The following is a 24592-nucleotide window of genomic DNA, read 5'->3' as shown; positions in this document are numbered from 1 at the left end:
AGTGCCGGTACTCGGCTCAAGCGATCACACCACCCCCGAGGCAAACGCGGCTCTCGTAGATCACTACCGACTGCCCCGGCGTGATCGCCCATTGTGGCTCGGCAAATCGGATCAGGCAGGCGTCGGCGCCGACCCGCTCGATCTCGCAGGCGGCATCGGCCTGCCGGTAGCGCGTTTTGGCGGTGTACACCCAGTGCGTATGCGGCGCTTCACCGGCCACCCAGGACAAATCCCAGGCGCTCACTTCGTCGGCCAGCAGGGCCGGATGGGTGTGCCCCTGTACGACGTAGAGGACGTTTTCGGCGACATCCTTGCGGGCCACGAACCAGGCGTCATGGTCACCGCTGTCGCCGCTCCTGCCGCCCTTGACACCGCCAATGTGCAGACCCTTGCGCTGGCCGATGGTGTGGTAGGCCACCCCATCGTGTTCGCCAAGCACGCGGTCGTCGTCGAGACAACGAATTTCACCCTTGCTGCGAGGCAGATAACGCATCAGGAAATCCTTGAACGGTCGCTCACCGATGAAGCAGATGCCGGTCGAATCCTTTTTGAGTGCGACATGCAGACCAGCCGCCTCGGCAATCCTGCGAACTTCCCGCTTGTACAAGCCGGCCAGGGGGAATAGTGTCTTCGCCAGTTGCTGCTGATCGAGACGGTACAGAAAATAGCTCTGGTCCTTGGTCCCGTCCTCGGCCTTGAGCAACTGCCAGGCGCCCTGGAACTCGCGCACGCCGGCGTAATGACCGGTAGCGATACGCTCTGCACCAATCTTCTGGGCGTACTCGAGAAAAGCGCTGAACTTGATCTCGGAGTTGCACAGCACATCCGGATTCGGCGTGCGACCGGCCTGGTATTCCTCAAGGAAGTGCGCAAAAACGCGTTCCTTGTATTCTCTCGCGAAGTTCAGCACTTCGACCTCGATGCCGAGCCGGTCGGCAACGCTGATCACATCGATCAGATCCTGGCGCGATGAGCAATACTCGTCGCTATCGTCGTCTTCCCAGTTCTTCATGAACAGGCCGACCACATGCCATCCCTGTTCCTTGAGCAGCCAGGCAGCTACCGACGAATCCACACCGCCGGACAATCCGACAACGACAGTCTTTCCCTTGTTCATTTTCGTATCCCTGCTAGTGTTCGATCGGCGAGCCATCGCCGAGCCCGCCGGCGACCACAGACACTCCACTCTCTTCCCAACCCTGGCCGTCGAGCCAGCTCGGCAGTGCCATCACCACCGCCGGGCGACCGTTGTCGCGAAACCAGCTGTCAACGACATAACGCGCCGGCGCCGCAGCCAGCGCGGACGCTGTCGTCAGCGACTCGATTTCCTCGATCTGTGCCGAATAGTGGACTTCGAACAGATAGAGCACTCGTCGCACCGGCTCGAGAACACGGTGGAAAGACAGCCAGCGATGACTTTCCAGCAGCCGCAGCAGGCGCGTCGTGGTCGTCGAGTGATCGATGCAGTCCATCCGCCCGAAGACGCCATCGTCGGCAAAGTTGCCACCGCGGTCCGCCGAAATGGGTGTCTGCTCGCCCGCCCAGCCGAGTAGCCAGCCAATGGCCAGCGACAGTCTTTCGCGCTCCTCGGCCGCGTTCCGGGCGACGCCGAGCAGGTCACGCACCCGCGTCAACTGCTCGGCGCCGTAGTTCACCTCTGCCTCGGCCAGACAATCGTAGTTGTAACAGACGCTCAGCGAATCAGCCGACACCGCCGGCGCCAGGCCGATCAGCAGCAATGACATCAGCCAGCGCATGTATGCTGGTGCAACAGTTCGAGCGGATAGCGCCTGCCGGCCAGCCAGTCCTGGATGCACAGGAGAACCAGCGGACTGCGGTGCTGCATCTGGCGCTCCCGGATTTCATCGAGCGTCAGCCAGTGCGCCGCCAGGATGCCGTCGTCGAGTGCTCGCCGGGGATCGTGAGCCGTGATTTCGCCGCCGAAGGCAAAGCGCAGGTAGCTCACATCCCGGGCCTCGTTACGGTAGTTGTAGACCCCGATCAGGTATTGCGGTGTCAGGGTATAAGCCGTTTCCTCGAGGGTTTCGCGGACCACCGCCCCGATCAGCGACTCGCCGCATTCCAGATGGCCTGCCGGCTGGTTGTAACAGATACCGTATTCCGTTTCCTCCTCGACGAGCAGGAAGCGACCATTGCGTTCGAGCACCGCAGCGACGGTGACGTTGGGTTTCCAGACCATGGCAGAAGCCTTGCAGAGCGGTAATAGGACCATTTTACCGCCAACCGGGGGGCGAAATCGGCTAGAATTTCTGCTTCAGGATTTCCGGCAAAGGGAGAGAACACCATGTCCATGGCAGATCGCGACGGCTTCATCTGGTACGACGGCAAGCTGGTGCCATGGCGCCAAGCCACAACGCATGTGCTGACGCACACCCTGCACTATGGCATGGGGGTTTTCGAGGGAATCCGCGCCTACAAGGCCGAAAAGGGCACCGCGATTTTTCGTCTCAAGGAACATACCGACCGCCTGTTCAACTCGGCCTACATCTTTCAGATGAAGATGCCGTATGACCGGGAAACCCTGCTCGAAGCGCAGAAGGAAGTAGTGCGCGCCAATCAGCTCGAATCCTGCTACATCCGGCCGATCGTCTTCTATGGCTCCGAGGCGATGGGCATCGCCGCTACCGCGGTGAGTACGCACGTGGCCATCGCTGCCTGGCCATGGGGTGCCTACCTCGGTGCCGATGGGATGGAAAAGGGCATCCGCGTCAAAACCTCGTCTTTCACCCGCCATCATGTGAATGTCAATATGTGCCGCTCGAAGTCCGTCGGTACCTATACCAACTCGATCCTTGCCCACCAGGAGGTGGCGCACGACGGTTACGACGAGGCCTTGCTGCTCGACGTCGACGGCTATGTGGCCGAAGGAGCCGGCGAGAACGTTTTCATCGTCAAGAAAGGCAAGCTATATACCCCGGATCTGACCTCCTGCCTCGAAGGCATCACCCGCGCCTCGGTCCTGCAGCTGGCCGATGAGCTGGGCATTCCGGTCATCGAAAAACGGATCACCCGTGACGAAGTATATTGCGCCGACGAAGCCTTCTTTACCGGCACGGCTGCCGAAGTGACGCCGATTCGCGAACTCGACAATCGCCAGATCGGTGCCGGCCACCGCGGCCCGATCACCACCAGCATCCAGAATCTCTTCTTTGACTGCGTGAACGGCCGCCTACCCGCGCATGCAGACTGGCTTGCCTACGTCTAACCTCAAGGTTGCCACCATGTCTCAGAACACCCCGCAGAAGCCCATCGAGGTCACCGCTCAGGACCTCCCCTTGCACTGTCCGACCAAGGATGCACCGCTGTGGGCCAGGCATCCGCGCGTCTTTCTCGACATCACGCATGGCGGAGAAGTCGTCTGTCCCTACTGCAGCGCGCACTACGTCCTCAAGGGGGAGTTGCCGAAGGGGCACCACTGATCGGCGACTGAACAGCCGATCATGAAAGCACTCATCGTCGCCCCGTCCTGGATTGGCGACACGGTGCTGGCGCAACCGCTGTTCATGCGCCTGCACGAGCGGACCCCGTGCCTGCAGCTTGACGCTCTGGCACCCCGCTGGGTCGCACCGGTCCTCGAACGTATGCCGGAGATCACGAAACTCATCGACAGCCCCTTCGCACACGGAGATCTGTCGCTGAAAGCGCGGCACCGGCTGGCTCGCCAGTTGGCACAGGGCGGCTACCAGCGCGCCTACATTCTGCCCAATTCGATCAAATCGGCGCTGATTCCGTTTTTTGCCGACATTCCCGAGCGCATCGGTTTCGTCGGCGAAAGCCGCTACGGGCTGATCAACCGCCGGCACACGCTGAACAAAGCGCAGCTACCACAGATGGCCGAGCGCTTTGCGCAACTCGCCGAGGCACCCGGGACGGCGCTGCCAAGACCCTTACCACTGCCGCGCCTGCACTCCGACAGTTGGCAACGTGCTGCGACTCTGGCATCGCTCGGCATCGAGCTACCCGAAAAGCTGGCGGTGTTCTGCCCCGGCGCCGAATATGGTCCGGCCAAGCGCTGGCCGGCAAGGCATTTCGCCACTCTCGCCAACGCCCTGGCAGACCAGGGCTACGCGGTCTGGCTGCTCGGTTCGCCGAAAGACCGGGCCATCGGCAACCAGATCGTCGACCTCACCGACCTGGCCAGACGACCCCACAACCTCTGTGGTGCCACCTCGCTGACCCAGGCCATCGACCTGCTGGCCGCGGCTGCATTTGTCGTCTGCAACGATTCAGGGCTGATGCACGTCGCCGCCGCCCTCGACCGACCGCTGATTGCCCTCTACGGCTCCTCATCGCCCGGCTTCACACCGCCTCTCTCGGTACGGGCAAAGATCATCAGTCAGGATCTCGACTGCAGCCCCTGCTTCCAGCGCACCTGTCCGCTGGGCCATCTCGACTGCCTGAACAAGCTCGACCCGCAGCGCGTTCTCGACGCCTGCCTGACCAAGGCGATTGCATGATCATCATTTTTGCCACCCCTGAGGACGTCGAAACGGCCTTCTACGAGGCCATCGCACGTGCCGATCTGGGCGCCCTGATGAGCGTCTGGGCCGACGATGAAGAAATCGTCTGCATCCACCCGACCGGCCAGCGCCTGACCGGGACCGATGCGATCCGCGAAAGCTGGCGCAGCATTTTCGCCAACAACCCACGCCTGATGGTGCGCCTGTCGCGCGGTATTCGCTGGAACGGCATGCTGCTGTCGGTGCACAACGTCGTCGAAACGCTGTACATCGGTGAAGAGCGCAAACCGCACGGGCCGATGCTGGCGACCAATGTCTTCCAGCGCGGTGCCAGTGGTTGGCGTTTGCTCTCGCACCACTCCTCGACCGCGGCCGACCGGGACCTGACGAACAGCGGCAGCGCCGACGAAGGCAGCACCAAGATGCCGCGGACCCTGCATTGAGTTGCTACCGTGCACCGCGCTGGCTGCCCGGTGGCCACGCCCAGACCCTCTACCCCCTGCTGATCCAACCCGATCCCCTGCCCTACCACCGGCAACGCTGGGAGACGCCGGATGGCGACTTCATCGATCTCGACTGGAACGTTACTCCATCAGCCATCCCGGATGATCGACCCTTGCTGGTGCTTTTTCATGGTCTTGAAGGCAGTTCCGTCAGCCATTACGCGATCACCCTGATGCGCGCGGCCGCGACCATCGGCTGGGCAGGCGTGGTGGTGAATTTCCGGGGTTGTTCGGGTGAGAGCAATCGCCTGCCTCGCGCCTACCACTCCGGCGACAGCGACGAGATCGACTGGATCCTGCGGCGTCTGCAGGCGCTTTTTCCAAGCCACCCGCGCTACGCGGTTGGCGTCTCGCTGGGCGGCAATGCCCTGCTGAAATGGCTCGGCGAACGCCAGGCGCTCGCCGCCGACACCCTGCAGGCCGCCGCCGCGATCAGCGCACCGCTCGACCTGAGTGCTTGCGGCCACGCACTCGCCAGCGGTTTCAACCGCATCTATACCAGGCACTTTCTGCGCACCCTCAAGCGTCATGCCGCTGACAAACTGCGCAACTATCCCGGCCTGTTCGACGAACGGCGGATGCGCGCGGCCAGCAACCTTCATGAATTCGACGAAGTCGTCACGGCACCACTGCACGGCTTTGCCGGCGCCGACGACTATTGGCGGAGAGCCTCCAGCAAACCCTGGCTGTCCGGCATCCGGCTGCCGACGCTGCTGCTCAATGCCCAGAACGACCCTTTCCTGCCGGCACGGGCTCTGCCCACTGCCCGCCAGGTTGCTGCCTGCGTGCAGCTGGAGTTCCCGCGTCAGGGTGGCCATGTGGGTTTTGTCACCGGCAGCCTGCCGGGGCGACTCGACTGGCTGCCACAGCGCATTCTTGACTACTTTCAGCACGAGGTTTGACATGCACGCTCCCCTGCCCGCCGAAATCTTCAAGGCCTACGACATTCGCGGCATCGTCGGCAAGACCCTGACCGCAGACATCGTCCGGCGCATCGGCCATGGCCTCGGTTCGCTGGCCGTCGAGCGCGGCCAACGCGCGATCGCGGTGGGCCGTGACGGCCGCCTGTCGGGACCGGAGCTGTCTTCGGCGCTGATGGAAGGCATTCGCATGGCCGGCATCGACAGCATCGACGTCGGCTGCGTGCCGACACCGGTGGTCTACTTCGCGGCGCATGAACTTGGTTGTCAGAGTTGCGTTGCCGTCACCGGCAGCCACAATCCACCCGACTATAATGGCCTGAAAATGGTCATCGGCGGCGAAACGCTGGCTGGCGAAACGATTCAGGGCATCCGGCAACGTGTCGACGCCGGCCGGCTCAGCCACGCTGCCGGCCAGGCCAGCAGCGCCGACGTCCAATCTGCCTACCTCGCGCGCATCACCGGCGACGTCCGCCTGGCGCGGCCAATGAAGATCGTCATCGACTGCGGCAACGGCGTCGCCGGCGGCCTCGCCCCGCAGCTCTTTCGCGCGCTGGGATGTGAGCTGGTGGAACTGTTCTGCGAGGTAGATGGCAATTTTCCGAACCATCACCCCGATCCCTCGAAACCAGAGAACCTGCGAGATGTCATCGAGGCGCTCGGCAGCACCGGCGCCGAACTCGGACTCGCTTTCGACGGCGATGGTGACCGCCTCGGTGTCGTCACCCGCGACGGCGAGATCATCTACCCCGATCGTCAACTGATGCTCTTTGCCGCTGACGTGCTCGACCGCTGCCCAGGCCAGGCGATCATCTACGACGTCAAATGCACACGCCTGCTGGCGCCATGGATCCGCCAGCATGGTGGCGAAGCGCTGATGTGGAAGACCGGGCACGCGCTGGTCAAGGCCAAGCTCAAGGAAACCGGTGCACCCTTGGCCGGCGAAATGAGCGGCCACATGTTCTTCAAGGAACGCTGGTTCGGCTTCGACGATGGCCTCTACGCCGGCGCCCGGCTGCTCGAGATCCTCTCCCGCGCAGTCGATGCCAACAGCGTGCTGAAGGCCCTGCCCGACAGCAGTTCAACCCCGGAACTGAACATCGCCATGCAGGAAGGCGAACCCCTGGCGCTGATCGACGAACTGCGGCGGCAGGCGCACTTCGAAGGGGCACGCGAGATCATCAGCATCGACGGCTTGCGCGTCGAGTATGCCGATGGCTTCGGACTGGCGCGGCCGTCGAACACCACACCGGTGGTCGTGCTCCGGTTCGAGGCCGACGACAGCCAGGCCCTTGAACGTATTCAGGCCGATTTTCGCCGCGTCCTCAACGCCGCTCGCCCCGGTCTGGTACTGCCGTTCTGAGGCGCTGCGCCCCGATGACAGACGATCAATCCCTCAGGAACGCCTTCCTGTTCCGACAGCCGATCCTGAACCGGCAGCAGGAACTGGCCGGCTACCAGTTATCGTTCCGCAGCAGCGCCACGACCACCGACAGTGGCCCCGTTGCTACGGCCGCGCTGTGTGCGGCCTATTCCGAACTGGGCATGCAGAGTGCGCTTGGCAACCATTGCGCGTTCATCGCTATCGATGCCGACTTTCTGCACCAGGAGGCCATCGAGTTGCTGCCGCCGGCCAGCGTGGTCCTCGAACTGTTGCTCGACGGCGTCGCCGACAAAGCGACGCTGACGCGTTGCCAGAGCCTGCGCGCGCGCGGCTATGCGCTGGCGCTGACCGACTACCGCGGCATCGACGACCGCAGCCGGCCACTGTTGCCGATGGTCGAGGTCATCAAGATCGACCTTGTCGCTGCCGAGGCAGGCCAACTCCGGGACCTCGCCGGCTCGCTGCGCAAGCTGCCGATCAAGCTGCTGGCACAGGGCGTCACCAGCCGCGAACAGATGGAGCATTGTCGCAACCTCGGTTTCGAACTATTTCAGGGCCGCTACTTCGCGCAGGCCGAAATCGTCAGAGGTCGCCGCCTCTCGGCCTCGCAGGCGGCACTGATTCGCCTGGTCAACCTCGTCGGACGCGATGTCGAGACTGCGCTGATCGAGGATGCCTTCAAGCACGAGCCCGCGCTGACGCTCAACCTGCTGCGGGTGGTCAACTCGGTCGGATGCCGCGGTAGCCGCCTCGCGCAGCCGGTGACCTCGCTGCGGCATGCGATCACCCTGTTCGGACGCCGCCAGTTGCAGCGCTGGTTGTCGCTGCTCCTGCTGGCCCCAAGCCACGCGGCCGATCCATCCCGCTCACCACTGCTGCAGGTTGCCGCCCTGCGTGGCCGCATGATGGAGTTGTTGATCGAGCTTGGTCCGCCAGGCAATCATCGACATTTGGGCGACCTGGCTTTCATCACCGGCATCCTGTCGATGATGCCGATAGCGCTCAGCCTGCCGATCGAGGAAATCCTCGAACAGATTGCCGTTGAACGCGAAGTGCGCAGCGCGCTCTGCGAGCATGGCGGTCTGCTCGGGAACATCCTGGCGCTCCTTGAGTGCTTCGACAACGACGATGCGCCGGGCTGTGACCAACTGCTGTCAGCCCTGCCCGGCCACTTCGACCATCTCACCCTGAATACCTGCCTGAGCGTCGCGCTACGCTGGTTGAACGGCGGCAGCGAGTAGACCAAACCACTAAACCCCGTGACGCTCCAGCCAGTCGCTGACCGCCAGGCCGGTCCCGAAAGTCCCAGGCCTTGAGCTTTTCTGGGGCGATCAGCCGGAATCTCGGCAAGTTCCTCGTTCAGCCGGATCTCGCCATCGGCGAGTACATGGTAGGCAATGATCACTTCGTGTTTGCGCGCAAACGGATAGACGCCGATCAGCGTCACCGCCGTGGCGTCGAGGCCGAGTTCTTCCCTGACCTCACGCGCGACGCCGGCAGCCGGCGCCTCGTCGCGCTCGAGAAAACCCGTGATCAAGCCGAAAGCACCGGCAGCCCAGGCGTGGTTGCGCGCCAGCACGATGTGCTCCCGGTATTCGACCAGCGCCGCCAGCACCGGCGCCGGATTGTCCCAATGCACGAAACCGCAGTCGGCATGGCAATGGAGCCGCGGCAGACCACCGACCGCGCGCATCTCCAACCCGGCGCCGCAGAGCGGACAGAAACGCCAGGTGCTCAAGCGGATTCCGCGGCCAACTCGCGGATGTCGGCGAGCAGGCGATCGACGGTCTCCGGCGCGGTATCCCAGCCACACATGAAACGCGCGCCGCCAGCCGATGAAGTTGTAGAACAACCAGCCGCGCGCGCGCAGGCCGGCCTCGATACGGCCGGGCAGCGCACGAAAACGCCGTTGGCCTGCACCGGGAACAGCGCCGGCAGGCCAGTGCCTTCGGCCAGACCAGCCGCCAGCCGTCGCGCCATGGCATTGGCGTGCGCGGCGTGCCGCAACCAGGCACCGTTTTCGAGGATTCCGAGCCAGGGGGCGGACAGGAAGCGCATCTTCGACGCCAGTTGGCCGGCCTGTTTGCAGCGATAGGCAAATCGTCCGACAGCTTGCGGTCGAAAAAGACGACGGCCTCGCCGACCGGCAGGCCCATCTTGGTGCCGCCAAAGCACAGCACATCGACGCCGGCCCGCCAGCTCACTTCGGCCGGACTCAGGCCGAGACCGGCGACGGCATTGGCAAAGCGGGCGCCGTCCATGTGCACGCGCAGGCCATACGCGCGCGCCGTATCGGCGATCGCCTGCAGTTCGTCGGGACGATACACGGTGCCGACCTCGGTTGCCTGCGTCAGCGTCACCACCTTCGGCTTGGGATAGTGGATGTCACTGCGCCGGGTCACGACTTCGACAATCGCCTCCGGCGTCAGCTTGCCCTGCTCGCCGGCACCGCCAACAGCTTGGCGCCATTGGAGAAGAACTGCGGCGCGCCGCATTCGTCGGTGTCGACGTGCGCCAGTTGATGGCAGATCACGCTGTGGTAAGGCTGGCACAGCGCCGCCAGCGCCAGCGAATTGGCCGCCGTGCCGTTGAAGACGAAGTACACGTCGCAGTCGGTCTCGAACAATTCGCGCAGGCGGTCGGCCACGCGCAGCGTCCACTCGTCGTCGCCATACGAACGTACATGCCCGTCGTTGGCCGCCAGCAGCGCGGCGAGCGCCTCCGGACAGATGCCGGCGTAGTTGTCACTGGCAAAGTGCTGCATCGCCGGGCTCCGGCTTGGCATTCATGCAAACCGTTCATCAGTTCCGGGTCACAAGCCGCTGCTCGACCCAGGCCCGCACCGAGGCCAGCGCCACAGGCAAATTGGCCGGCTCGTTGCCGCCGGCCTGCGCCATGTCGGGACGACCGCCGCCCTTGCCGCCAACCTGGCGGGCAACCATGTTCACCAGTTCGCCGGCCTTGACCTTGCCGGTCAGATCGGCGGTGACGCCGGCGATCAGCGTCACCTTGCCGTCGTTGGTCGAGGCGAGCACGACGGCGGCACTCTGCAGCTTGTCGCGCAGCTTGTCGATGGTCGAGCGCAAGGCGTTGACGTCGGCGCCATCCATGACCGCGGCGAGTACCCTGGCGCCCTTGACCTCGACCGCCTGCGCGAGCAGATCGTCGCCCTGCGCCGAGGCGAGCTTTGCTTTGAGACGGGCGAGATCCTTTTCCAACTCGTAGCGACCGGACGTTGTCAGCTTTACAACCTGCGCGAGCCGATGGCCGGCGTTCGCAGAGGCGCCTGAACGCCAAGCTCAAAAGCCATTTCGCTCAACGCGCCTGCTGATGCTGGACCAGAACCAGCGCGGTGTCACCGGTCACCGCCTCGACACGGCGGATACCGGCGGCGACGCCGGTTTCGGCGACGATCTTGAACAGGCCGATGTCACCGCTGCGCCGGACGTGCACGCCACCGCAAAGCTCCTTCGACGAGCCGATCGTCAGCACGCGCACTTCGTCGCCGTATTTCTCGCCGAAGAGCATCATCGCCCCCGACCGCTGTGCTTCCTCGATCGGCATGACGCGCGCCTCGGTCGCAGCATTGGCGAGAATCTCGTGATTGACGATGAGCTCGACACGACGAATTTCGTCGGCGGTCATCGGCGCATTGTGCGCAAAGTCGAAGCGCGTCTTCTCGGCGTCGACCAGCGAGCCTTTCTGCTGTACATGGCTGCCGAGCACCTCGCGCAGCGCCTTGTGCATCAGGTGCGTCGCCGAGTGGTTGCGCACGGTGCGCGCGCGCGCCAGCGCGTCCACCCTGGCGGAAACGCCGTCGCCAACGCTGATTAGCCCGGTCCTGACGACGCCCTGATGACCAAAGACGGCGGCCTGGATTTTCTGCGTGTCCTCGACTGCGAAGATCCCCTGCCCGCCCTGCAAGACGCCGCGATCGCCGACCTGGCCGCCCGATTCGGCGTAGAACGGCGTTTCGTCAAGGACGACGACGCCGAGTTCGCCTTCCCTGAGCTGCTCGACCGGGCTGCCGTCGCGGTACAGCGCCAGGACCTTGCCGTTGAACTCGAGTCGCCTCGTAACCATGAAAGGTCGTCGCCGGTCCCTGGTAATCGAGCGCCGCGGCCATCCTGAACTTGCCGGCGGCGCGCGCCTGTTCCTTCTGGTGCGCCATCGCCGCGTCAAAGGCGGCCACATCGACGCTGACGCCGCGCTCGCGGCAGACGTCGGCGGTCAGATCGAGCGGGAAGCCGAAGGTATCGTGCAGCTTGAAGGCGGTCTTGCCGTTGAAGACGGTTGCGCTTGCCCTGCATCGCCGCGAGTTCGCCTTCGAGGATGCTCATGCCGTGCTCGATGGTCTCGAAGAAACGGACCTCTTCCTGCCGCAGCACCTCGCTGACGCGCGCCTGGTTGCTGGCCAGTTCGGGATAGGCAGCGCCCATTTCGACCACCAGATCGGGCAGCATGCGGTGGAAGAAGGCCGCGCGCGCGCCGAGCTTGTAGCCATGCCGGATGGCGCGCCGGATGATGCGGCGCAGGACGTAGCCCCGCCCCTCGTTGCCGGGGATCACGCCGTCGGAGATCAGGAAGGCGCAGGCGCGGATGTGGTCGGCAAGCACCCGCAGCGACGGGCTGTCGAGGTCGGCAGACGAAGTCTCGCGCGCGGCGGCAGCGATCAGGCGGACGAACAGGTCGATCTCGTAATTGCTATGCACGTGCTGCAGCACCGCGGCCGTGCGCTCGAGCCCCATGCCGGTATCGACCGACGGCTTGGGCAGCGGTGCATGACGCCGGCCTCGTCGCGGTTGAACTGCATGAAGACGTTGTTCCAGATCTCGATGTAACGGTCGCCCTCTTCGTCGGGCGATCCCGGTGGCCCGCCGGGAATGCCTTCACCGTGGTCGTAGAAGATTTCCGTACAGGGTCCGCAGGGACCGGTGTCGCCCATCATCCAGAAGTTGTCGGAGGCGTAGCGCGCACCCTTGTTGTCACCGATGCGCACCACCCGCTCGGCCGGCACACCGATCTCGCGCGTCCAGATGTCGTAGGCTTCGTCGTCCTCGGCATAGACCGTGACCCACAGGCGGTCGGCGGGCAACTGGTAGACCTCGACCAGCAGTTCCCAGGCGTAGCGGATCGCGTCGAGCTTGAAGTAGTCGCCGAACGAGAAATTGCCGAGCATTTCGAAGAAGGTGTGGTGACGCGCAGTGTAGCCGACGTTTTCGAGGTCGTTGTGCTTGCCGCCGGCGCGAACGCATTTCTGCGAGTGGTCGCGCGCAGGTAGGGCCGCTTGTCGAAACCGAGAAAGACGTCCTTGAACTGGTTCATGCCGGCGTTGGTGAACAGCAGCGTCGGATCGGCATGCGGCACCAGCGAACTCGAGGCAACGATCTGGTGGCCTTTGGAGGCGAAGAACTTGAGGAACTTGTCGCGGATTTCAGCGCTTTTCATCATGATCCATCCCGCTGTGGGGCTCGTTCAAGGAGCTGCGATTCTAACGTGAAAGTCGGATTCGCCGGCCGAATCGCCGATCGCCCTGAGGCCCCGGGCGCTTGGCCGACCAAGCTAGTCCCCGGCGACGCAGTCGATGCGATCGCTGAACACCGCCGCCACGCCCCGCCGATAGAGCACGCTCGCAAGCAGCTGGATCATTGACCGTGTAGCAGAGCACCGGATGCCGGCGGCGCGCGCTTCCCGCAGCAGATCGTCGTTCAGAGAATCGGCGTCGCAATGCAGGGTCACTGCCGCGAGCTGCCGAAGACGCGCGCAGCCAGTCCGCCGGCGGGCGTTCATACAGCATACCGAGCGGTAGTTCGGGACGGCCGCGCGCGCCGCCGCCAGGGCCGCTTCGGAGAACGACGAGACCAGCGGCAGCGGGTCGCGCCGGCCCACAGGGTACGCACCGCGCGCGCGACGACCTCGCCGGTCAGCGCCTCGAAACCCGCTGCCGGCTTGATCTCGACGTTGGCCAGCAGACCCAGTTGCCGACAGACGAGCGCTGCCGACGCCAGCGTCGGCAGCGGCTCGCCGGCAAACGCCGGGTGCTGGCGAACACCGGCGTCGAGGACGCACAGTTCGGCATCGCGTGTCTCGCATACCCGGCCGACGCCGTTCGTCGTGCGGCCAGGGTTTCGTCGTGCAGCAGCCACGGCGAAGCGTCGGCCGACAGCATCACGTCGAACTCGACCGCCCGCAGGCCCAGGCGGGCGGCGATACGCAGACCGGCCAGGGTGTTCTCCGGCGCCAGCGCACCGCCGCAGCGGTGCGCGAAGACGCGCGGCAAGGACCAGCCGAGGCGCGGAGCAATCACTTCTTCCGTTGCGGCGCCGGTGCCAGTGCCTTTGGCGCCCCGGCAAGCAGGAGACATTGCCCCGCTGGACAGCGTTGTCGAGCGCCTGCTTGGCCGGCGTCTTGCCGGACCAGGCGGCTTCGAGTTCCTCTTCGGTGATGATCCGCACCCGCTCGATTCTCGGAAACGCGCAGCACGCGCAGAGCGCCTGGTCCCTGCAACTGCGCGTAAGCGACATTGAGGCCGGCGGTATCGGCCTTCAACAGCTTGCTGCCCGCGGCGGCACGGGCCGCCGAGGTCATCGGCAGGAAACCGGCCACGGCACTGAGTTCGACCTGCAGGTCGGGCTCCATCAGGAAACTCACGAACTGCGCTACCCCCTTGTACTCGGCCGGCTTCTGGCCGGCGCCGACCCACAGCGAGTAGCCCGCCGGCCAGCGTCTGCTGCGGCGCTCCCGGCACATCGTCGTGATACGGCAGCGACGAAACGCCGACTTCGACCTTGCGGCTCTCATGCAGCGCGCCGTAGAGCGAAGACGAACTGGTCAGCATGCCGCACTCGCCCGCGGCAAAGCGGTTGTCGGCCTCGTCGCGACGGCCGAAATAGATGAAGAAACGGGCCTTTCGCCCAGGTGGTCAGCATCGCCGTGTGCTTGACCTGGACCAGGCCGTTGAAGTTCAGCTTGCCCTTCGCGTCGGCCACCTCGACGCCGTTCCAGGAACTCAGGTTGTCGATATGCACCCAGGCTGGCCAGGAGGTGGTGTAGGGACAGGTGCTGCCGGCGTCGAACAGCTTGTCGGCCGCCTTCTGCATCTCGGCCCAGGTCTTCGGCGGTTTTTCCGGGTCGAGACCGGCCTTGCGGAAGGCCGCCTTGTTGATGAACAGCACCGGCGTCGACAGCCCGATCGGCAGCGCAAAGAGGTTTCCTTTGGCATCGCCCAGGCCGACACGCAGTTCCGGCGCCAGTTTGCCGCCGTCGAAGGGCAGGCCCGCTTCCTTCATCACCTGATGCAAGGGTTTGAAATTCGCTTTCGCGGCGACGAAGCGCGCCTGCTCCTCGCGCGTCACCAGGTTGAGGTCCTTGGGCGCCTCGCCCTGCACACGGCGCACCAGCTTGACCTGGTAGTCCTTCTGCCGCGAGTTGAAACGTTCGACCAGTTTCTCGAGTCGCTCGGCACGTTCTTCGTCAAGCTGATGCGAAAGGTCGATTTCTGTCGGCGCCGCAGCCGTCAACGAAGAAAAGGGCGCAGCAAGCGCAAATGCCAGTGCAGCTGGGAGAATTTTGAGTAAACGCATGCCGATCCTTGAACAGTTCGGGTTTACGGTCGAAGACGACGAGATCGACGGATCGGTCTTCGCTTCGTTGGCGACGCTGATCGACTTCGTCGAGGGCAAACTGGCAGCCTGAGTATTCACCATGCCCTTTGCCGCCTGCTTTTGCTCGCCGATGGGTATGGGCGGGAAGAGCGAGAGGATCTGTCCGAATGAACACTGGAATCAGCAGTACTTATGGAATACGGCAGCGCAGCCGTGGCAAGGCCCGTCCAGGCTCGTCGCGCTGGTTCAGGCGTTATCGCTGGCTGGTCATCTCCGGCTGGCTGATCATGATGGTGGCGGTCGGCTGGGTCGTCTTCATACGCTCCGACAAGATACCATTGGCTTCCACTGCCGGCGCTGGGAGCGAGCAATCGGCGACAATTGCTGCCGCGACCATGTCGCCGGTGAAGCTACCCGCCGACGATGCAGCGCATGACACGCTCACCGAATGGTGGTACTACAGTGGTCATCTGCAAGCGGATTCAGGCGAACGTTATTCGTTTCATCTCGCCTCCTTCTTGCGCAAGGGAACGCTCACCCACACCGTATTCCACGGCTCACTGCTCGACCATCAGACCGAGAAGCTGTATACCGAGCAGGCACGCACCGCAGGCAACCCGTCGGATGGGCGCCGTGACGGATTTGCCTTCAAGTTCGGTAGCTGGCAATTGCAGGGAGATGGCGCGCAACATGCCGCGAAGATGGCCGGCAAGGATTTTGCACTCGATCTGCAACTCAATGACCACCGGCAACCGGTATTGCACCAGGCGCCGGGTACGCCGGTCGCCGGTCTGCTGGATTTCGGTGCCGCCGGCAAGAGTTATTACACCTCGCGCCCACGCATGGCTGCGCAGGGCACGCTGACCCTTGGCGGAACCGCCAAAGCGGTGCATGGTGAGGTCTGGTTCGATCATCAGTGGGGTGACTTCGAAGCGGCGAAGCTACGCTGGAACTGGTTTGCGCTGCAACTGACGGATGGTGCCGACCTGATGATCTTCGAACTCTTTGATCGCCAGGGCGGGCCGGTGCTGCGCATGGGAACCTATGGCAAGGACGGTGTGGTCAGCGCGCTCGGTGCATCCGACTTCGAAGCGACATCCCGCGGCACCTGGAAAAGTCCTTCGTCGGGTGGCGTGCTCTATCCGATCCACTGGACCATCTCGGTACCCGCCAGGGGCATCAAGCTGAAAGTCGATCCGGTGATCCCCAGTAGTGAGTTCGACGCCCGGACGACGACGCTGAACGTCTACTGGGAAGGTGCGGTCAAGTTCAGCGGCTCGCACAAGGGTGTCGGTTTCATGGAACTGAGCGGCTACGATCCGCAGGCGGAACCGGCAACAAAAAGCCGGTAGCTTGAAGCCCGCTGAGCGCCTGGAAAGCGTATCCCGGCGTTTTGCTAGTCGGGGTCCCAGGCGCTAAGATGAGGGGATTGCGCCTGAGGCGCTGCCCGGACAAACCATGAACCTCCTGAAGACCCTCGCCACCGTCAGCAGTATGACCCTGCTGTCGCGCATACTCGGTTTTGTCCGCGATTTCGTGATCGCCCGCGCTTTCGGTGCCGGGGCGCTGACCGACGCTTTCTTTGTTGCCTTCAAGCTCCCCAACCTGTTGCGCCGACTGTTTGCCGAAGGCGCTTTTTCGCAGGCCTTCGTTCCGGTCCTTGGCCAATACCGGAACCAGCGTCCAGCCGAGGAGACCCGGCAGTTGGTAGACCGTGTCGCGAGTCTGCTGTTTCTCGTCGTGCTGTCGGTCACCCTGCTCGGCATGGCGGCCGCGCCGGTACTCGTTTACCTTTCGGCTCCGGGTTTTACCGATGACCCCGAAAAGTTTGCCCTGACCGTCAAGCTGACGCGCATCACTTTCCCCTACATCCTTTTCATGTCGCTGGTCGCGCTGGCCGGTGGCATTCTCAATACCTGGAGCCGCTTCGCCGTACCCGCATTCACGCCGGTGCTGCTCAATGTTTCGTTCATTCTGATGGCACTCTTTGCAGCGCCCTACTTCGACCCGCCGGTCATGGCCCTCGGCTGGGCCGTCTTTCTTGGTGGTGCCCTGCAACTCGCCTTCCAGATCCCTAGCCTGAGGCGTATTGGCATGCTGCCGCGATTTTCGATCAATCTGCACGACGAGGGGGTCAGGCGCATTTTCCGACTGATGGCGCCAGCCGTGCTCGGTGTTTCCGTGGCGCAGGTCAGCCTGTTGCTGAACACCGTCTTCGCTTCCTTCCTGAAAACCGGCAGTGTCTCCTGGCTTTATTATGCCGACCGCCTGATGGAATTTCCGGCCGGCATGCTCGGCGCCGCACTCGGCACCGTTCTGCTTCCCTCGCTGGCCAAATGCCATGCCGCAGAGCGGCACGAGGAATATTCCCGATTGCTCGACTGGGGCTTGCGGCTGACCTTTCTGCTGGCGGCGCCAGCGGCCCTGGCGCTCGGCATTCTCGCCGTGCCGCTGATCACCACCCTGTTCCATCATGGCGCTTTCACCGCCGACGACGTGTTCAGGACGCGCGACGCATTGGTCGCCTACAGTATTGGGCTGCTCGGCCTGATTCTGGTCAAAGTGCTGGCACCCGGCTTTTATGCCCGCCAGAACATCCGCACTCCGGTCAGGATCGCCTTGCTGACCCTTTTCGTCACGCAAGTACTGAACCTGCTCCTGATCGGCTGGCTGCAGCATGCCGGCCTGGCCCTTTCGATCGGACTGGCCGCCAGCCTCAACGCCACGCTGCTCTACCGTGGTCTTCGCCAGCGCGGCATTTATACCCCGCAGCCTGGCTGGCTGCTGTTTTACGGCAGACTCGCTTTCGCCATGCTGAGCATGGGCGCCGCGCTGTGGTTTGTGGTCGGCACAACGGTCGATTGGCTCAACTGGCACCTGGGAGAACGATTGCTGCGTCTTTCTGTAGCGGTCGGCTTCGGTGCGAGCGTCTATTTCGCTACACTATGGGTCGCAGGTTTTCGCCTGCGCGACTTCAAACGCAGCGCGGCCGAGTAATCAATCAGGAGAATTTACGATGATATTGATCAGCAGCAGCTTCAGTGACGGACAACGGATCCCGGGTGACTTTGCATTCTGTATCCCCGACCCCGAACACCATGTTTGCCTGGGCAGCAATCGCAACCCGCATCTGGCATGGAGCGGCGCGCCGACGGGAACGCGCTCGTTCGCCCTCATCTGTCACGACCCGGACGTTCCCAGCCAGGGCGATGACGTCAATCAGGAAGACCGCACGGTTCCGGCATCGCTGGCGCGGGTCGATTTTTTCCACTGGGTGCTGCTTGATTTGCCGGCCACACTCAGCGAGATCAGGGCAGGCGAATTTTCCAACGATGTCACGCCACGCGGGAAATCCGGTCCGCATGCCCCGCATGACGCACGCCAGGGAATCAATGACTATACCAACTGGTTCGCCGGCGACAATGACATGCGCGGCGACTACTACGGCTACGATGGTCCCTGCCCGCCCTGGAACGACGAGATCGTCCACCATTACGTGTTTACGCTTTTCGCACTGGATGTCGCCAGACTGGACATCGATGGCAAGCTGACCGGCCAGCAGCTGCGCGCGGCAATGCAGGGGCACATTCTGGCCGATGCGAGTCTGACGGATCTTCCCCCAGCCAGCAAGCGCAGTTATGCTGTAACTATCGGTTTTTGTTAAAAAAATAGCCGATGCCGCAAAAGCGGCGCCTGCCTACGCGGCGAGCTTGTCGGCTTTGGCCTTGAGCGGGAAGGACAGACCGATGGCGCTGAGGATTTTGGCCTGTTGATCGTCCGGGCGTGGCAGATGCGTGTGACGCTGACCGTTGCGGTCGGTGGTGTAGAGATAGGTCAATCGTCCGAGGGCCACCAGGGCGTCGTCCGGGGTGATGGCGGCGGGGTCGTCTTCGGTGCTGCCGAAGGTCTGCCGCAGAGCCGCTTCAAACCGCCGCGTGATTTTTAAGGCCAGCATCGCCACGAAGACATGCGCCTTGGTCCGCTCGGCCTTGCGCAGGAAGATCGGGCGAATTTCCAGAAAGGTGGTTTTCACGGTGCGGAAGTTGCGCTCGACTTTTTGCAGATCGCGATAACGCGCATCGACCGTCTTCGCGTCCATCAAGGTGAGCGGCACATTGGTTTCCAGCAGATAGCAGCCGTCGAGCAGAGCGTCTTGCTCTTTGGCCTCCTCGTCGATGGTACAGACAATGACGCGTTCTTTCAGCGTCAGGGTGACAAACGCGCTGAGCTTGTGGCTCTTGGTCCAGCGCTGCAAGGCGGCCAGGCCTGCTGCCGCGCTGGCGCGCTTGGAGTCCTTGACGAAGGCATTACGTTCGGCGACCTTCGCTTGCAACTGCGCCAGCTTGTCCTCCCGCCGACGCTCCTCGCGCACCCGCACAGTCTCGTTGCGGCGCACGATCAGGCGTTTATCGTTGTGCTCCACCTCGCACAGATGCGCATCGAAGAGATCCGTCTGCAGCACCCCCTCCTTGAGGAAGGTGCGTATCTGCGCGTCCGTCAACGCCGTGATATAACGGAAGCCCTGTACCGACAGCGCGGCTTTCCCCTTGGCCTTGATCATTCCCCGATCGCCGACCATCACCACCTCGGCAATGCCGAATTGTTCCTTCAGGATCGTGATCTGGCTGGCCACCGTCGTCGGGTCCGCGGTATTCCCTTCGAAGACCCGCACGGCCAGAGGCTCCCCGTCCTCCGCGGTCAACAAACCGATGACGATTTGCGGCTTGCCGCGCTTGCCGTCGCGGTTGTAACCATATTGCCCCAGCTCGTTGCATTCCCCTTCAAAGTAGCTCGAAGTGACGTCGTAAAGCACCAGCACGGGCGGTTGGCCCTGCGCCTTGACATAGGCCTGGTAAAGCTCCCGCTCGATGCGTTCCTGCTGGCTCGCCAGCCAGTCCAGCGCGGCATAGAGGTCGTCCTCATCGAACGCCTCCACCGCCAACACATCGGCCACCGTGTGCTGTTTCGCCCAGCGTACCGCCGACAACCGCGAGCCACCATGCGCGATACGCGCGAGAATCAGGAACAGGTTGAGCTTGCTTTCCGCAGCGCTGCCCAGCACCCGCGTGAGGCCCACCTGGTCGGCCAACTGCTTGAGGGCAAACAGCACCCCAAAAATCTCGCCGCTGGTCATCTCTCCCGACCAGTCGTCGAATTCGCCCTTCACCAGACGTTCCATGGCGACGATTCGTTCCGGTGCCCAGTTCGTCAGATTGGCGATGGTTCGTGTGCAGACTTTGCCTCCCTCGCGATAGGACTCGCGAAGCAGGATGGCCGGCCTGGACTTTCGGTTGGGGACGCGGGCGATGTACATGCCGACAATAATAGCCAATAGCACATTGTTTGTAAATAGCTATTATTATATTTACATGCCTACATTTTTGCCGATTTTCTGGTTTCTTGCCATGAATCAACGACTTACCTCAAGGGCTCCGGGAAGGTCCGTCTGACCGGCACGTACACCCTCAATCCATTGCTGAACGCTGGGTAGCCGACGCACGGGGTCTTGCAAGAGGACACGAAAAAGGCCGCAAAGCGGCCTTTTTCCTTGATATGGGCAGAGAATCTGCCAAAATTACTGCACGCTGACTTCGACGCGACGGGCCTCGGCAGGATCTCCGGTACCGGTGGTGACCACAGGCTTCCTGAGCTCGATGCGTTCCTCGGCGATACCGACGTTCTTCAGGGCATCACGGACGGCGATTGCGCGTTTCTTGGCGACCTCTTCGTTGACCGCCTGACTGCCACTCGGATCGTGGAATCCGGAAATGGCAAGCTTTGCAGCCGGATGGTCCTTGGCATAGGCAACGACGATTTCGAGAGTCTTGCCAGCGTCGGCCGGGATTTCCGCCGCACCCATCGCGAAGTACAGCTTGGCTGCCGGTACCGCCACCGCAGCCGCCGCGACGGGCTTGGCCACCGAGGCAGGCGGCACCATCAAGGGGACGATCATCAGGGCAACGATGTTGATGATCTTGATCAGCGGGTTGACCGCCGGACCAGCCGTGTCCTTGTAGGGGTCGCCGACGGTGTCGCCGGTCACCGACGCTTTGTGGGCATCGGAGCCTTTGCCACCAAAATGGCCGTCCTCGATGTACTTCTTGGCATTGTCCCAGGCACCACCACCGGTGGTCATCGATATGGCGACGAACAGGCCGGTGATGATCGTCCCCATCAACAGTCCACCGAGCGCTTTCGGGCCAAGCAGCAGACCGACAATTACCGGCACCAGCACCGGCAGCAGCGAGGGAACGATCATTTCCCGAATCGCTGCGACGGTCAGCATGCCGACGGCGCGCGAGTAATCGGGCTTGGCCTTGCCTTCCATGATGCCCTTGATTTCCTTGAACTGCCGGCGAACTTCGACGACCACCGCACCGGCCGCCCGGCCCACCGCTTCCATCGCCATGGCGGCAAAGAGGTAGGGAATCAGGCCGCCGAGGAAGAGACCGATGATCACCATGTGATCGGAAAGATCAAAACGCAAGCTGCCGCCAAACTGGGTTTCCAGCGCATGCGTGTAATCGGCGAAGAGAACCAGCGCGGCCAGACCCGCGGAACCGATGGCATAGCCTTTGGTGACCGCCTTGGTGGTATTGCCGACCGCGTCGAGCGGGTCGGTCACGTCACGCACCGACTTCGGCAGACCGGACATTTCGGCGATACCGCCAGCGTTGTCGGTGATCGGACCATAGGCATCCAGCGCGACGATGATGCCGGTCATTGACAGCATCGAGGTGGCAGCAATGGCGATGCCATACAGGCCGGCCAGCGCATGGGTGATGTAGATTGCCGCACAGACGCAGATCACCGGCAAGGCACAGGCCTTCATCGAAACCGCGAGGCCGGCGATGATGTTGGTGCCATGGCCGGTAGTCGAAGCTTCGGCGACACGCTTGACCGGCGAGAAATCGGTACCGGTGTAGTACTCGGTGATCCAGACCAGTAATCCGGTCAGCGCCAGACCGATCGCCGCAGCCCAGAAGATTTTCATCGAACTGATCAGGCTGCCATCGGCGAGGGTGATGCCATCGCCGAGCAGCATGGTGGTGATCGGATAAAAGGCAATCAAGGCCAGTATGCCGGCCACCGCCAGGCCCCGATAGAGGGCGTTCATGATCTTGCCGCCATCGCTGGCCTTGACGAAGAAACAGCCGATGATCGAAGCAATGATCGACACGCCACCGAGCACCAGCGGGTAGACGATCAGGTTGTCGGTGGCACCGACGACACCCTTGAGCATCATCGCGCTGAGCACCATCGTCGCCACCACCGTCACCGCATAGGTCTCGAAGAGGTCGGCGGCCATACCGGCACAGTCGCCAACGTTGTCACCGACGTTGTCGGCGATGACGGCCGGGTTACGAGGATCATCCTCCGGGATGCCGGCTTCGACCTTGCCGACCAGGTCGGCGCCAACGTCTGCCCCCTTGGTGAAGATACCACCACCCAGACGAGCGAAGATCGAGATCAGCGATCCGCCGAAGGCCAGACCGACCAGCGGTTCCACCGTGTGCTGGAAGTCAGCGCCAGTACCCTTGAGAAAGGCGTAGTAGCCGGCCACGCCAAGGAGGCCGAGGCCGACGACCAGCATGCCGGTAATCGCACCACCCTTGAAAGCGACGCTGAGCGCCGCGGAAATGCCACTGCGCGCGGCTTCGGCAGTACGCACATTGGCACGCACCGAAACGTTCATGCCGATGAAGCCGGTGGCGCCCGAAAGCACCGCACCGATCAGAAAGCCGACGGCCATCAGTTTGCCGAGCGCAAACCAGATCAGCACAAAGAGCACGGCACCGACCAGACCGATCGTCGTGTACTGCTTGGCCAGATAGGCAGAAGCGCCTTCCTGAATGGCTTTGGCGATCTCCTGCATGCGTGGGTTGCCGGCTGGCAACGAAAGAATCCACTTGGTCATTGCGGCACCGTAAAGCACCGCAATGACAGCGCAAACCAGCGCGAACATCAAAGCTGACGACATAAGCAACCTCCCTCTTTAAAGTGACCCAGACTCCCCGGAAAATCCCCGTGAGCCGGATTGACCCCAGTACTACACGAAACAAACAACGTTCAAACCCGGAAGATGTTTCCCCGCCACGGTCATCGATGGCGCTTACTGCAAGGCCTCGAAAGCTGCCTTCATGATCTCGTCGACACCCCCGACACCAGCGATTCTGCGGCACTTTGGCGCCCTGGGATCACCCGTCGCTGCCCAGGCGCGGTAGTACTCCAGCAGCGGCTTGGTCTGTGAATGATAGATCTGCAGCCGCTTCCTGACCGTTTCTTCCTGATCGTCGTCGCGCTGAATGAGGTCCTCGCCGGTGACATCGTCTTTTCCGGCCAGCTTCGGCGGATTGAAGCGGATGTGGTAAGTACGGCCGGAACCCGGATGCACGCGCCGTCCGCCCATCCGCTCGATGATCTCTTCGTCGGCGACGTCGATTTCGAGCACGTAGTCGAGGGCCACGCCGGCGACCTTCATCGCCTCGGCCTGCGGCAAGGTGCGCGGGAAACCATCAAACAGATAACCGCTCCGGCAGTCCTCCTGCTGCAGTCGATCCGTGACCAGACCGATGATGATTTCGTCCGACACCAGTCCACCCGCATCCATGACCTTCTTCGCCTCGACTCCGAGGGGCGTACCGGCCTTCACCGCTGCACGCAGCATGTCACCGGTAGAGATTTGCGGGATGCCGAATTTTTCACGAATGAACTGGGCTTGAGTGCCTTTGCCAGCACCTGGAGCGCCGAGCAGAATGAGTTTCATGGTTCGCCTTCGGAGAGAATCAAATCAAGCGGTTTATCCAAGACTTCATATACTTGCACTCCAGCTACCGCGCTGCGGCAGAACGCTGTCGTGATCAACAGGCCGAAACTTACCCTCAAATGCGCGTACGGTCAAACGTTTTTGAACCATTCCTGCACGCGATGTGCATCCTCAGGGGTATCCACGCCTGCGCTCGGCAGATCATCGACAATCGCCACACGGACGCGCAGGCCGTGCCACAGGGCGCGCAACTGCTCGAGCGCTTCAAGGCTTTCCAGCGGCGAGGGAGCCAGGCCAGTGTAGGTGCGCAGGAAATGCGCGCGATAGGCGTACAGGCCAATATGCCGATAAGCGAGCATCCCGATCGGCAAGGTCTCGCCGCCGGCCTCGCGAGCAAAGTGATCGCGCGCGTAGGGAATCGGCGCACGCGAAAAATACAGGGCATCGCCACTTGCCGTCAGGACCACCTTGACGATGTTCGGATTGAAAAATTCAGCCGCTTCCGACAGCGGATGCGCCAGTGTCGCGATCTCGGCACCACTCCCTGCCAGTTCAACGGCCACACGGACAATCAAGGCTGGATCGATCAAGGGCTCGTCGCCCTGCACATTGACCACGATCGTGTCGTCATGCCATCCCGACGATTCGATCACCTCGGCCAGACGATCGGTGCCACTCGCATGCTCGGCCCGGGTCAGCAGGACGCGCAGACCGTGCCGCTCGACAGCCGCCGCCACTTCCGCGTGGTCGGTCGCCACCACCACTTCCTCGGCTCCCGAGAGCAGCGCACGCTCGGCCACCCGCACCACCATCGGCTTGCCAGCGAGATCGAGCAAGGGCTTGGCCGGTAAGCGTGTCGAGGCATAACGCGCAGGAATGACGACCTTGAAGCGCATCACCACCCCGACATCCTTTCCCCGACAAGCACTTTCA

Annotated in this window: 19 protein-coding genes and 4 pseudogenes; 10 read left to right on the top strand and 13 right to left on the bottom strand. The window is 63.0% G+C overall.

Translation table 11 applies throughout. The features are described from left to right. Positions 1–16 precede the first annotated feature (16 nt). The 3 genes from mnmA to V5B59_RS20215 are packed head-to-tail and all read right to left on the bottom strand — an operon-like array spanning position 17 to position 2200. Positions 17–1117, bottom strand: coding sequence for a tRNA 2-thiouridine(34) synthase MnmA (gene mnmA / locus V5B59_RS20225; protein WP_169069802.1), 1101 nt, complete (start codon positions 1115–1117; stop codon positions 17–19). Positions 1118–1130: 13 nt separating this feature from the next. Then, positions 1131–1745 (bottom strand): hypothetical protein, encoded by a 615-nt coding sequence (locus V5B59_RS20220; protein ID WP_332352263.1) that lies wholly within the window; start codon positions 1743–1745, stop codon positions 1131–1133. Beyond that, the gene (locus V5B59_RS20215) at positions 1745–2200 is read right to left on the bottom strand and encodes an NUDIX hydrolase (protein ID WP_034916993.1); all 456 of its coding nucleotides are present in this window, start codon (positions 2198–2200) and stop codon (positions 1745–1747) included. Before V5B59_RS20215 ends, V5B59_RS20220 begins: the two co-directional genes overlap by 1 nt. A gap of 105 nt (positions 2201–2305) precedes the next feature. Here V5B59_RS20215 and V5B59_RS20210 point away from each other — a divergent pair, with 105 nt between their 5' ends. The 7 genes from V5B59_RS20210 to V5B59_RS20180 are packed head-to-tail and all read left to right on the top strand — an operon-like array spanning position 2306 to position 8529. After that, positions 2306–3226: a branched-chain amino acid transaminase gene (locus tag V5B59_RS20210; protein ID WP_034916990.1), complete on the top strand. Its 921-nt coding sequence runs from the start codon at positions 2306–2308 to the stop codon at positions 3224–3226. 16 nt (positions 3227–3242) lie between these two features. Continuing rightward, on the top strand, positions 3243–3440 hold the full coding sequence (locus V5B59_RS20205) for a zinc-finger domain-containing protein (protein WP_034916988.1): 198 nt from the start codon (positions 3243–3245) through the stop codon (positions 3438–3440). Between the two features lie 21 nt (positions 3441–3461). After that, a complete protein-coding gene (waaF, locus tag V5B59_RS20200; RefSeq protein ID WP_034916986.1) occupies positions 3462–4478 on the top strand; it encodes a lipopolysaccharide heptosyltransferase II in 1017 nt (338 codons plus the stop codon). Then, entirely contained in the window at positions 4475–4924 is a 450-nt protein-coding gene (locus V5B59_RS20195; RefSeq protein ID WP_034916984.1) for a YybH family protein, read from the top strand. Before waaF ends, V5B59_RS20195 begins: the two co-directional genes overlap by 4 nt. Further along, on the top strand, positions 4921–5886 hold the full coding sequence (locus V5B59_RS20190) for a hydrolase (protein WP_034916983.1): 966 nt from the start codon (positions 4921–4923) through the stop codon (positions 5884–5886). The genes V5B59_RS20195 and V5B59_RS20190 overlap by 4 nt, the downstream gene beginning before the upstream one ends. 1 nt (position 5887) lies before the next feature. Further along, on the top strand, positions 5888–7267 hold the full coding sequence (locus V5B59_RS20185) for a phosphomannomutase/phosphoglucomutase (RefSeq protein WP_169069801.1): 1380 nt from the start codon (positions 5888–5890) through the stop codon (positions 7265–7267). Between the two features lie 14 nt (positions 7268–7281). Further along, positions 7282–8529: an EAL and HDOD domain-containing protein gene (locus V5B59_RS20180; RefSeq protein WP_034913190.1), complete on the top strand. Its 1248-nt coding sequence runs from the start codon at positions 7282–7284 to the stop codon at positions 8527–8529. A gap of 164 nt (positions 8530–8693) precedes the next feature. Here V5B59_RS20180 and V5B59_RS20175 read toward each other — a convergent pair. The 6 genes and pseudogenes from V5B59_RS20175 to V5B59_RS20145 all read right to left on the bottom strand — a co-directional run. Then, positions 8694–8981 (bottom strand): annotated as a pseudogene (locus V5B59_RS20175) (NUDIX domain-containing protein); the annotation flags it as partial. A gap of 478 nt (positions 8982–9459) precedes the next feature. Beyond that, a pseudogene (locus V5B59_RS26335) lies at positions 9460–10052 on the bottom strand (beta-eliminating lyase-related protein); the annotation flags it as partial. A 37-nt stretch (positions 10053–10089) separates the two neighbouring features. Continuing rightward, a pseudogene (alaS, locus tag V5B59_RS20165) lies at positions 10090–12736 on the bottom strand (alanine--tRNA ligase). Positions 12737–12850: 114 nt separating this feature from the next. Further along, positions 12851–13595, bottom strand: a pseudogene (gene ugpQ / locus V5B59_RS26330) (glycerophosphodiester phosphodiesterase). Further along, a complete protein-coding gene (locus V5B59_RS20150; RefSeq protein ID WP_332352259.1) occupies positions 13592–14089 on the bottom strand; it encodes a hypothetical protein in 498 nt (165 codons plus the stop codon). Before V5B59_RS20150 ends, ugpQ begins: the two are co-directional and overlap by 4 nt. After that, positions 14086–14871, bottom strand: a complete 786-nt coding sequence (locus V5B59_RS20145; RefSeq protein ID WP_332352258.1) for an extracellular solute-binding protein — start codon at positions 14869–14871, stop codon at positions 14086–14088. The genes V5B59_RS20150 and V5B59_RS20145 overlap by 4 nt, the downstream gene beginning before the upstream one ends. A 188-nt stretch (positions 14872–15059) precedes the next feature. Here V5B59_RS20145 and V5B59_RS20140 point away from each other — a divergent pair, with 188 nt between their 5' ends. The 3 genes from V5B59_RS20140 (at position 15060) to V5B59_RS20130 (ending at position 18556) form a co-directional block, all read left to right on the top strand. Next, positions 15060–16244 (top strand): lipocalin family protein, encoded by a 1185-nt coding sequence (locus V5B59_RS20140; protein ID WP_169069798.1) that lies wholly within the window; start codon positions 15060–15062, stop codon positions 16242–16244. A gap of 106 nt (positions 16245–16350) precedes the next feature. Then, complete coding sequence (murJ, locus tag V5B59_RS20135) at positions 16351–17889, top strand: murein biosynthesis integral membrane protein MurJ (protein ID WP_169069797.1); 1539 nt, start codon at positions 16351–16353, stop codon at positions 17887–17889. A gap of 19 nt (positions 17890–17908) precedes the next feature. After that, positions 17909–18556 (top strand): YbhB/YbcL family Raf kinase inhibitor-like protein, encoded by a 648-nt coding sequence (locus V5B59_RS20130; RefSeq protein ID WP_169069796.1) that lies wholly within the window; start codon positions 17909–17911, stop codon positions 18554–18556. A 33-nt stretch (positions 18557–18589) separates the two neighbouring features. Here the strand turns inward: V5B59_RS20130 and V5B59_RS20125 are convergent, their stop codons facing one another. The 4 genes from V5B59_RS20125 to kdsB form a co-directional block, all read right to left on the bottom strand. Then, a complete protein-coding gene (locus tag V5B59_RS20125; protein ID WP_332351692.1) occupies positions 18590–20206 on the bottom strand; it encodes an IS1634 family transposase in 1617 nt (538 codons plus the stop codon). 261 nt (positions 20207–20467) lie between these two features. Then, entirely contained in the window at positions 20468–22873 is a 2406-nt protein-coding gene (locus V5B59_RS20120) for a sodium-translocating pyrophosphatase (RefSeq protein ID WP_169069874.1), read from the bottom strand. A gap of 132 nt (positions 22874–23005) precedes the next feature. Beyond that, complete coding sequence (adk, locus tag V5B59_RS20115) at positions 23006–23659, bottom strand: adenylate kinase (protein ID WP_034910720.1); 654 nt, start codon at positions 23657–23659, stop codon at positions 23006–23008. Between the two features lie 131 nt (positions 23660–23790). After that, the gene (gene kdsB, locus V5B59_RS20110; RefSeq protein WP_034910724.1) at positions 23791–24555 is read right to left on the bottom strand and encodes a 3-deoxy-manno-octulosonate cytidylyltransferase; all 765 of its coding nucleotides are present in this window, start codon (positions 24553–24555) and stop codon (positions 23791–23793) included. Positions 24556–24592 lie beyond the last annotated feature (37 nt).

This window comes from Candidatus Accumulibacter contiguus (assembly GCF_036625285.1).
GTDB lineage: Bacteria > Pseudomonadota > Gammaproteobacteria > Burkholderiales > Rhodocyclaceae > Accumulibacter > Accumulibacter contiguus.
Note: the sequence above shows the minus strand (reverse complement) of the source record. Positions and strands in the feature narration are given on the sequence as shown.

What these genes read in the sequence shown, in the direction of transcription:
- mnmA (WP_169069802.1), bottom strand. Translation starts at nt 1,117, where the DNA reads ATGAACAAGGGAAAGACTGTCGTTGTCGGATTGTCCGGCGGTGTGGAT.
- V5B59_RS20220 (WP_332352263.1), bottom strand. Translation starts at nt 1,745, where the DNA reads ATGTCATTGCTGCTGATCGGCCTGGCGCCGGCGGTGTCGGCTGATTCG.
- V5B59_RS20215 (WP_034916993.1), bottom strand. Translation starts at nt 2,200, where the DNA reads ATGGTCTGGAAACCCAACGTCACCGTCGCTGCGGTGCTCGAACGCAAT.
- V5B59_RS20210 (WP_034916990.1), top strand. Translation starts at nt 2,306, where the DNA reads ATGTCCATGGCAGATCGCGACGGCTTCATCTGGTACGACGGCAAGCTG.
- V5B59_RS20205 (WP_034916988.1), top strand. Translation starts at nt 3,243, where the DNA reads ATGTCTCAGAACACCCCGCAGAAGCCCATCGAGGTCACCGCTCAGGAC.
- waaF (WP_034916986.1), top strand. Translation starts at nt 3,462, where the DNA reads ATGAAAGCACTCATCGTCGCCCCGTCCTGGATTGGCGACACGGTGCTG.
- V5B59_RS20195 (WP_034916984.1), top strand. Translation starts at nt 4,475, where the DNA reads ATGATCATCATTTTTGCCACCCCTGAGGACGTCGAAACGGCCTTCTAC.
- V5B59_RS20185 (WP_169069801.1), top strand. Translation starts at nt 5,888, where the DNA reads ATGCACGCTCCCCTGCCCGCCGAAATCTTCAAGGCCTACGACATTCGC.
- V5B59_RS20180 (WP_034913190.1), top strand. Translation starts at nt 7,282, where the DNA reads ATGACAGACGATCAATCCCTCAGGAACGCCTTCCTGTTCCGACAGCCG.
- V5B59_RS20150 (WP_332352259.1), bottom strand. Translation starts at nt 14,089, where the DNA reads ATGAGAGCCGCAAGGTCGAAGTCGGCGTTTCGTCGCTGCCGTATCACG.
- V5B59_RS20145 (WP_332352258.1), bottom strand. Translation starts at nt 14,871, where the DNA reads ATGCGTTTACTCAAAATTCTCCCAGCTGCACTGGCATTTGCGCTTGCT.
- V5B59_RS20140 (WP_169069798.1), top strand. Translation starts at nt 15,060, where the DNA reads ATGAACACTGGAATCAGCAGTACTTATGGAATACGGCAGCGCAGCCGT.
- murJ (WP_169069797.1), top strand. Translation starts at nt 16,351, where the DNA reads ATGAACCTCCTGAAGACCCTCGCCACCGTCAGCAGTATGACCCTGCTG.
- V5B59_RS20130 (WP_169069796.1), top strand. Translation starts at nt 17,909, where the DNA reads ATGATATTGATCAGCAGCAGCTTCAGTGACGGACAACGGATCCCGGGT.
- V5B59_RS20125 (WP_332351692.1), bottom strand. Translation starts at nt 20,206, where the DNA reads ATGTACATCGCCCGCGTCCCCAACCGAAAGTCCAGGCCGGCCATCCTG.
- V5B59_RS20120 (WP_169069874.1), bottom strand. Translation starts at nt 22,873, where the DNA reads ATGTCGTCAGCTTTGATGTTCGCGCTGGTTTGCGCTGTCATTGCGGTG.
- adk (WP_034910720.1), bottom strand. Translation starts at nt 23,659, where the DNA reads ATGAAACTCATTCTGCTCGGCGCTCCAGGTGCTGGCAAAGGCACTCAA.
- kdsB (WP_034910724.1), bottom strand. Translation starts at nt 24,555, where the DNA reads ATGCGCTTCAAGGTCGTCATTCCTGCGCGTTATGCCTCGACACGCTTA.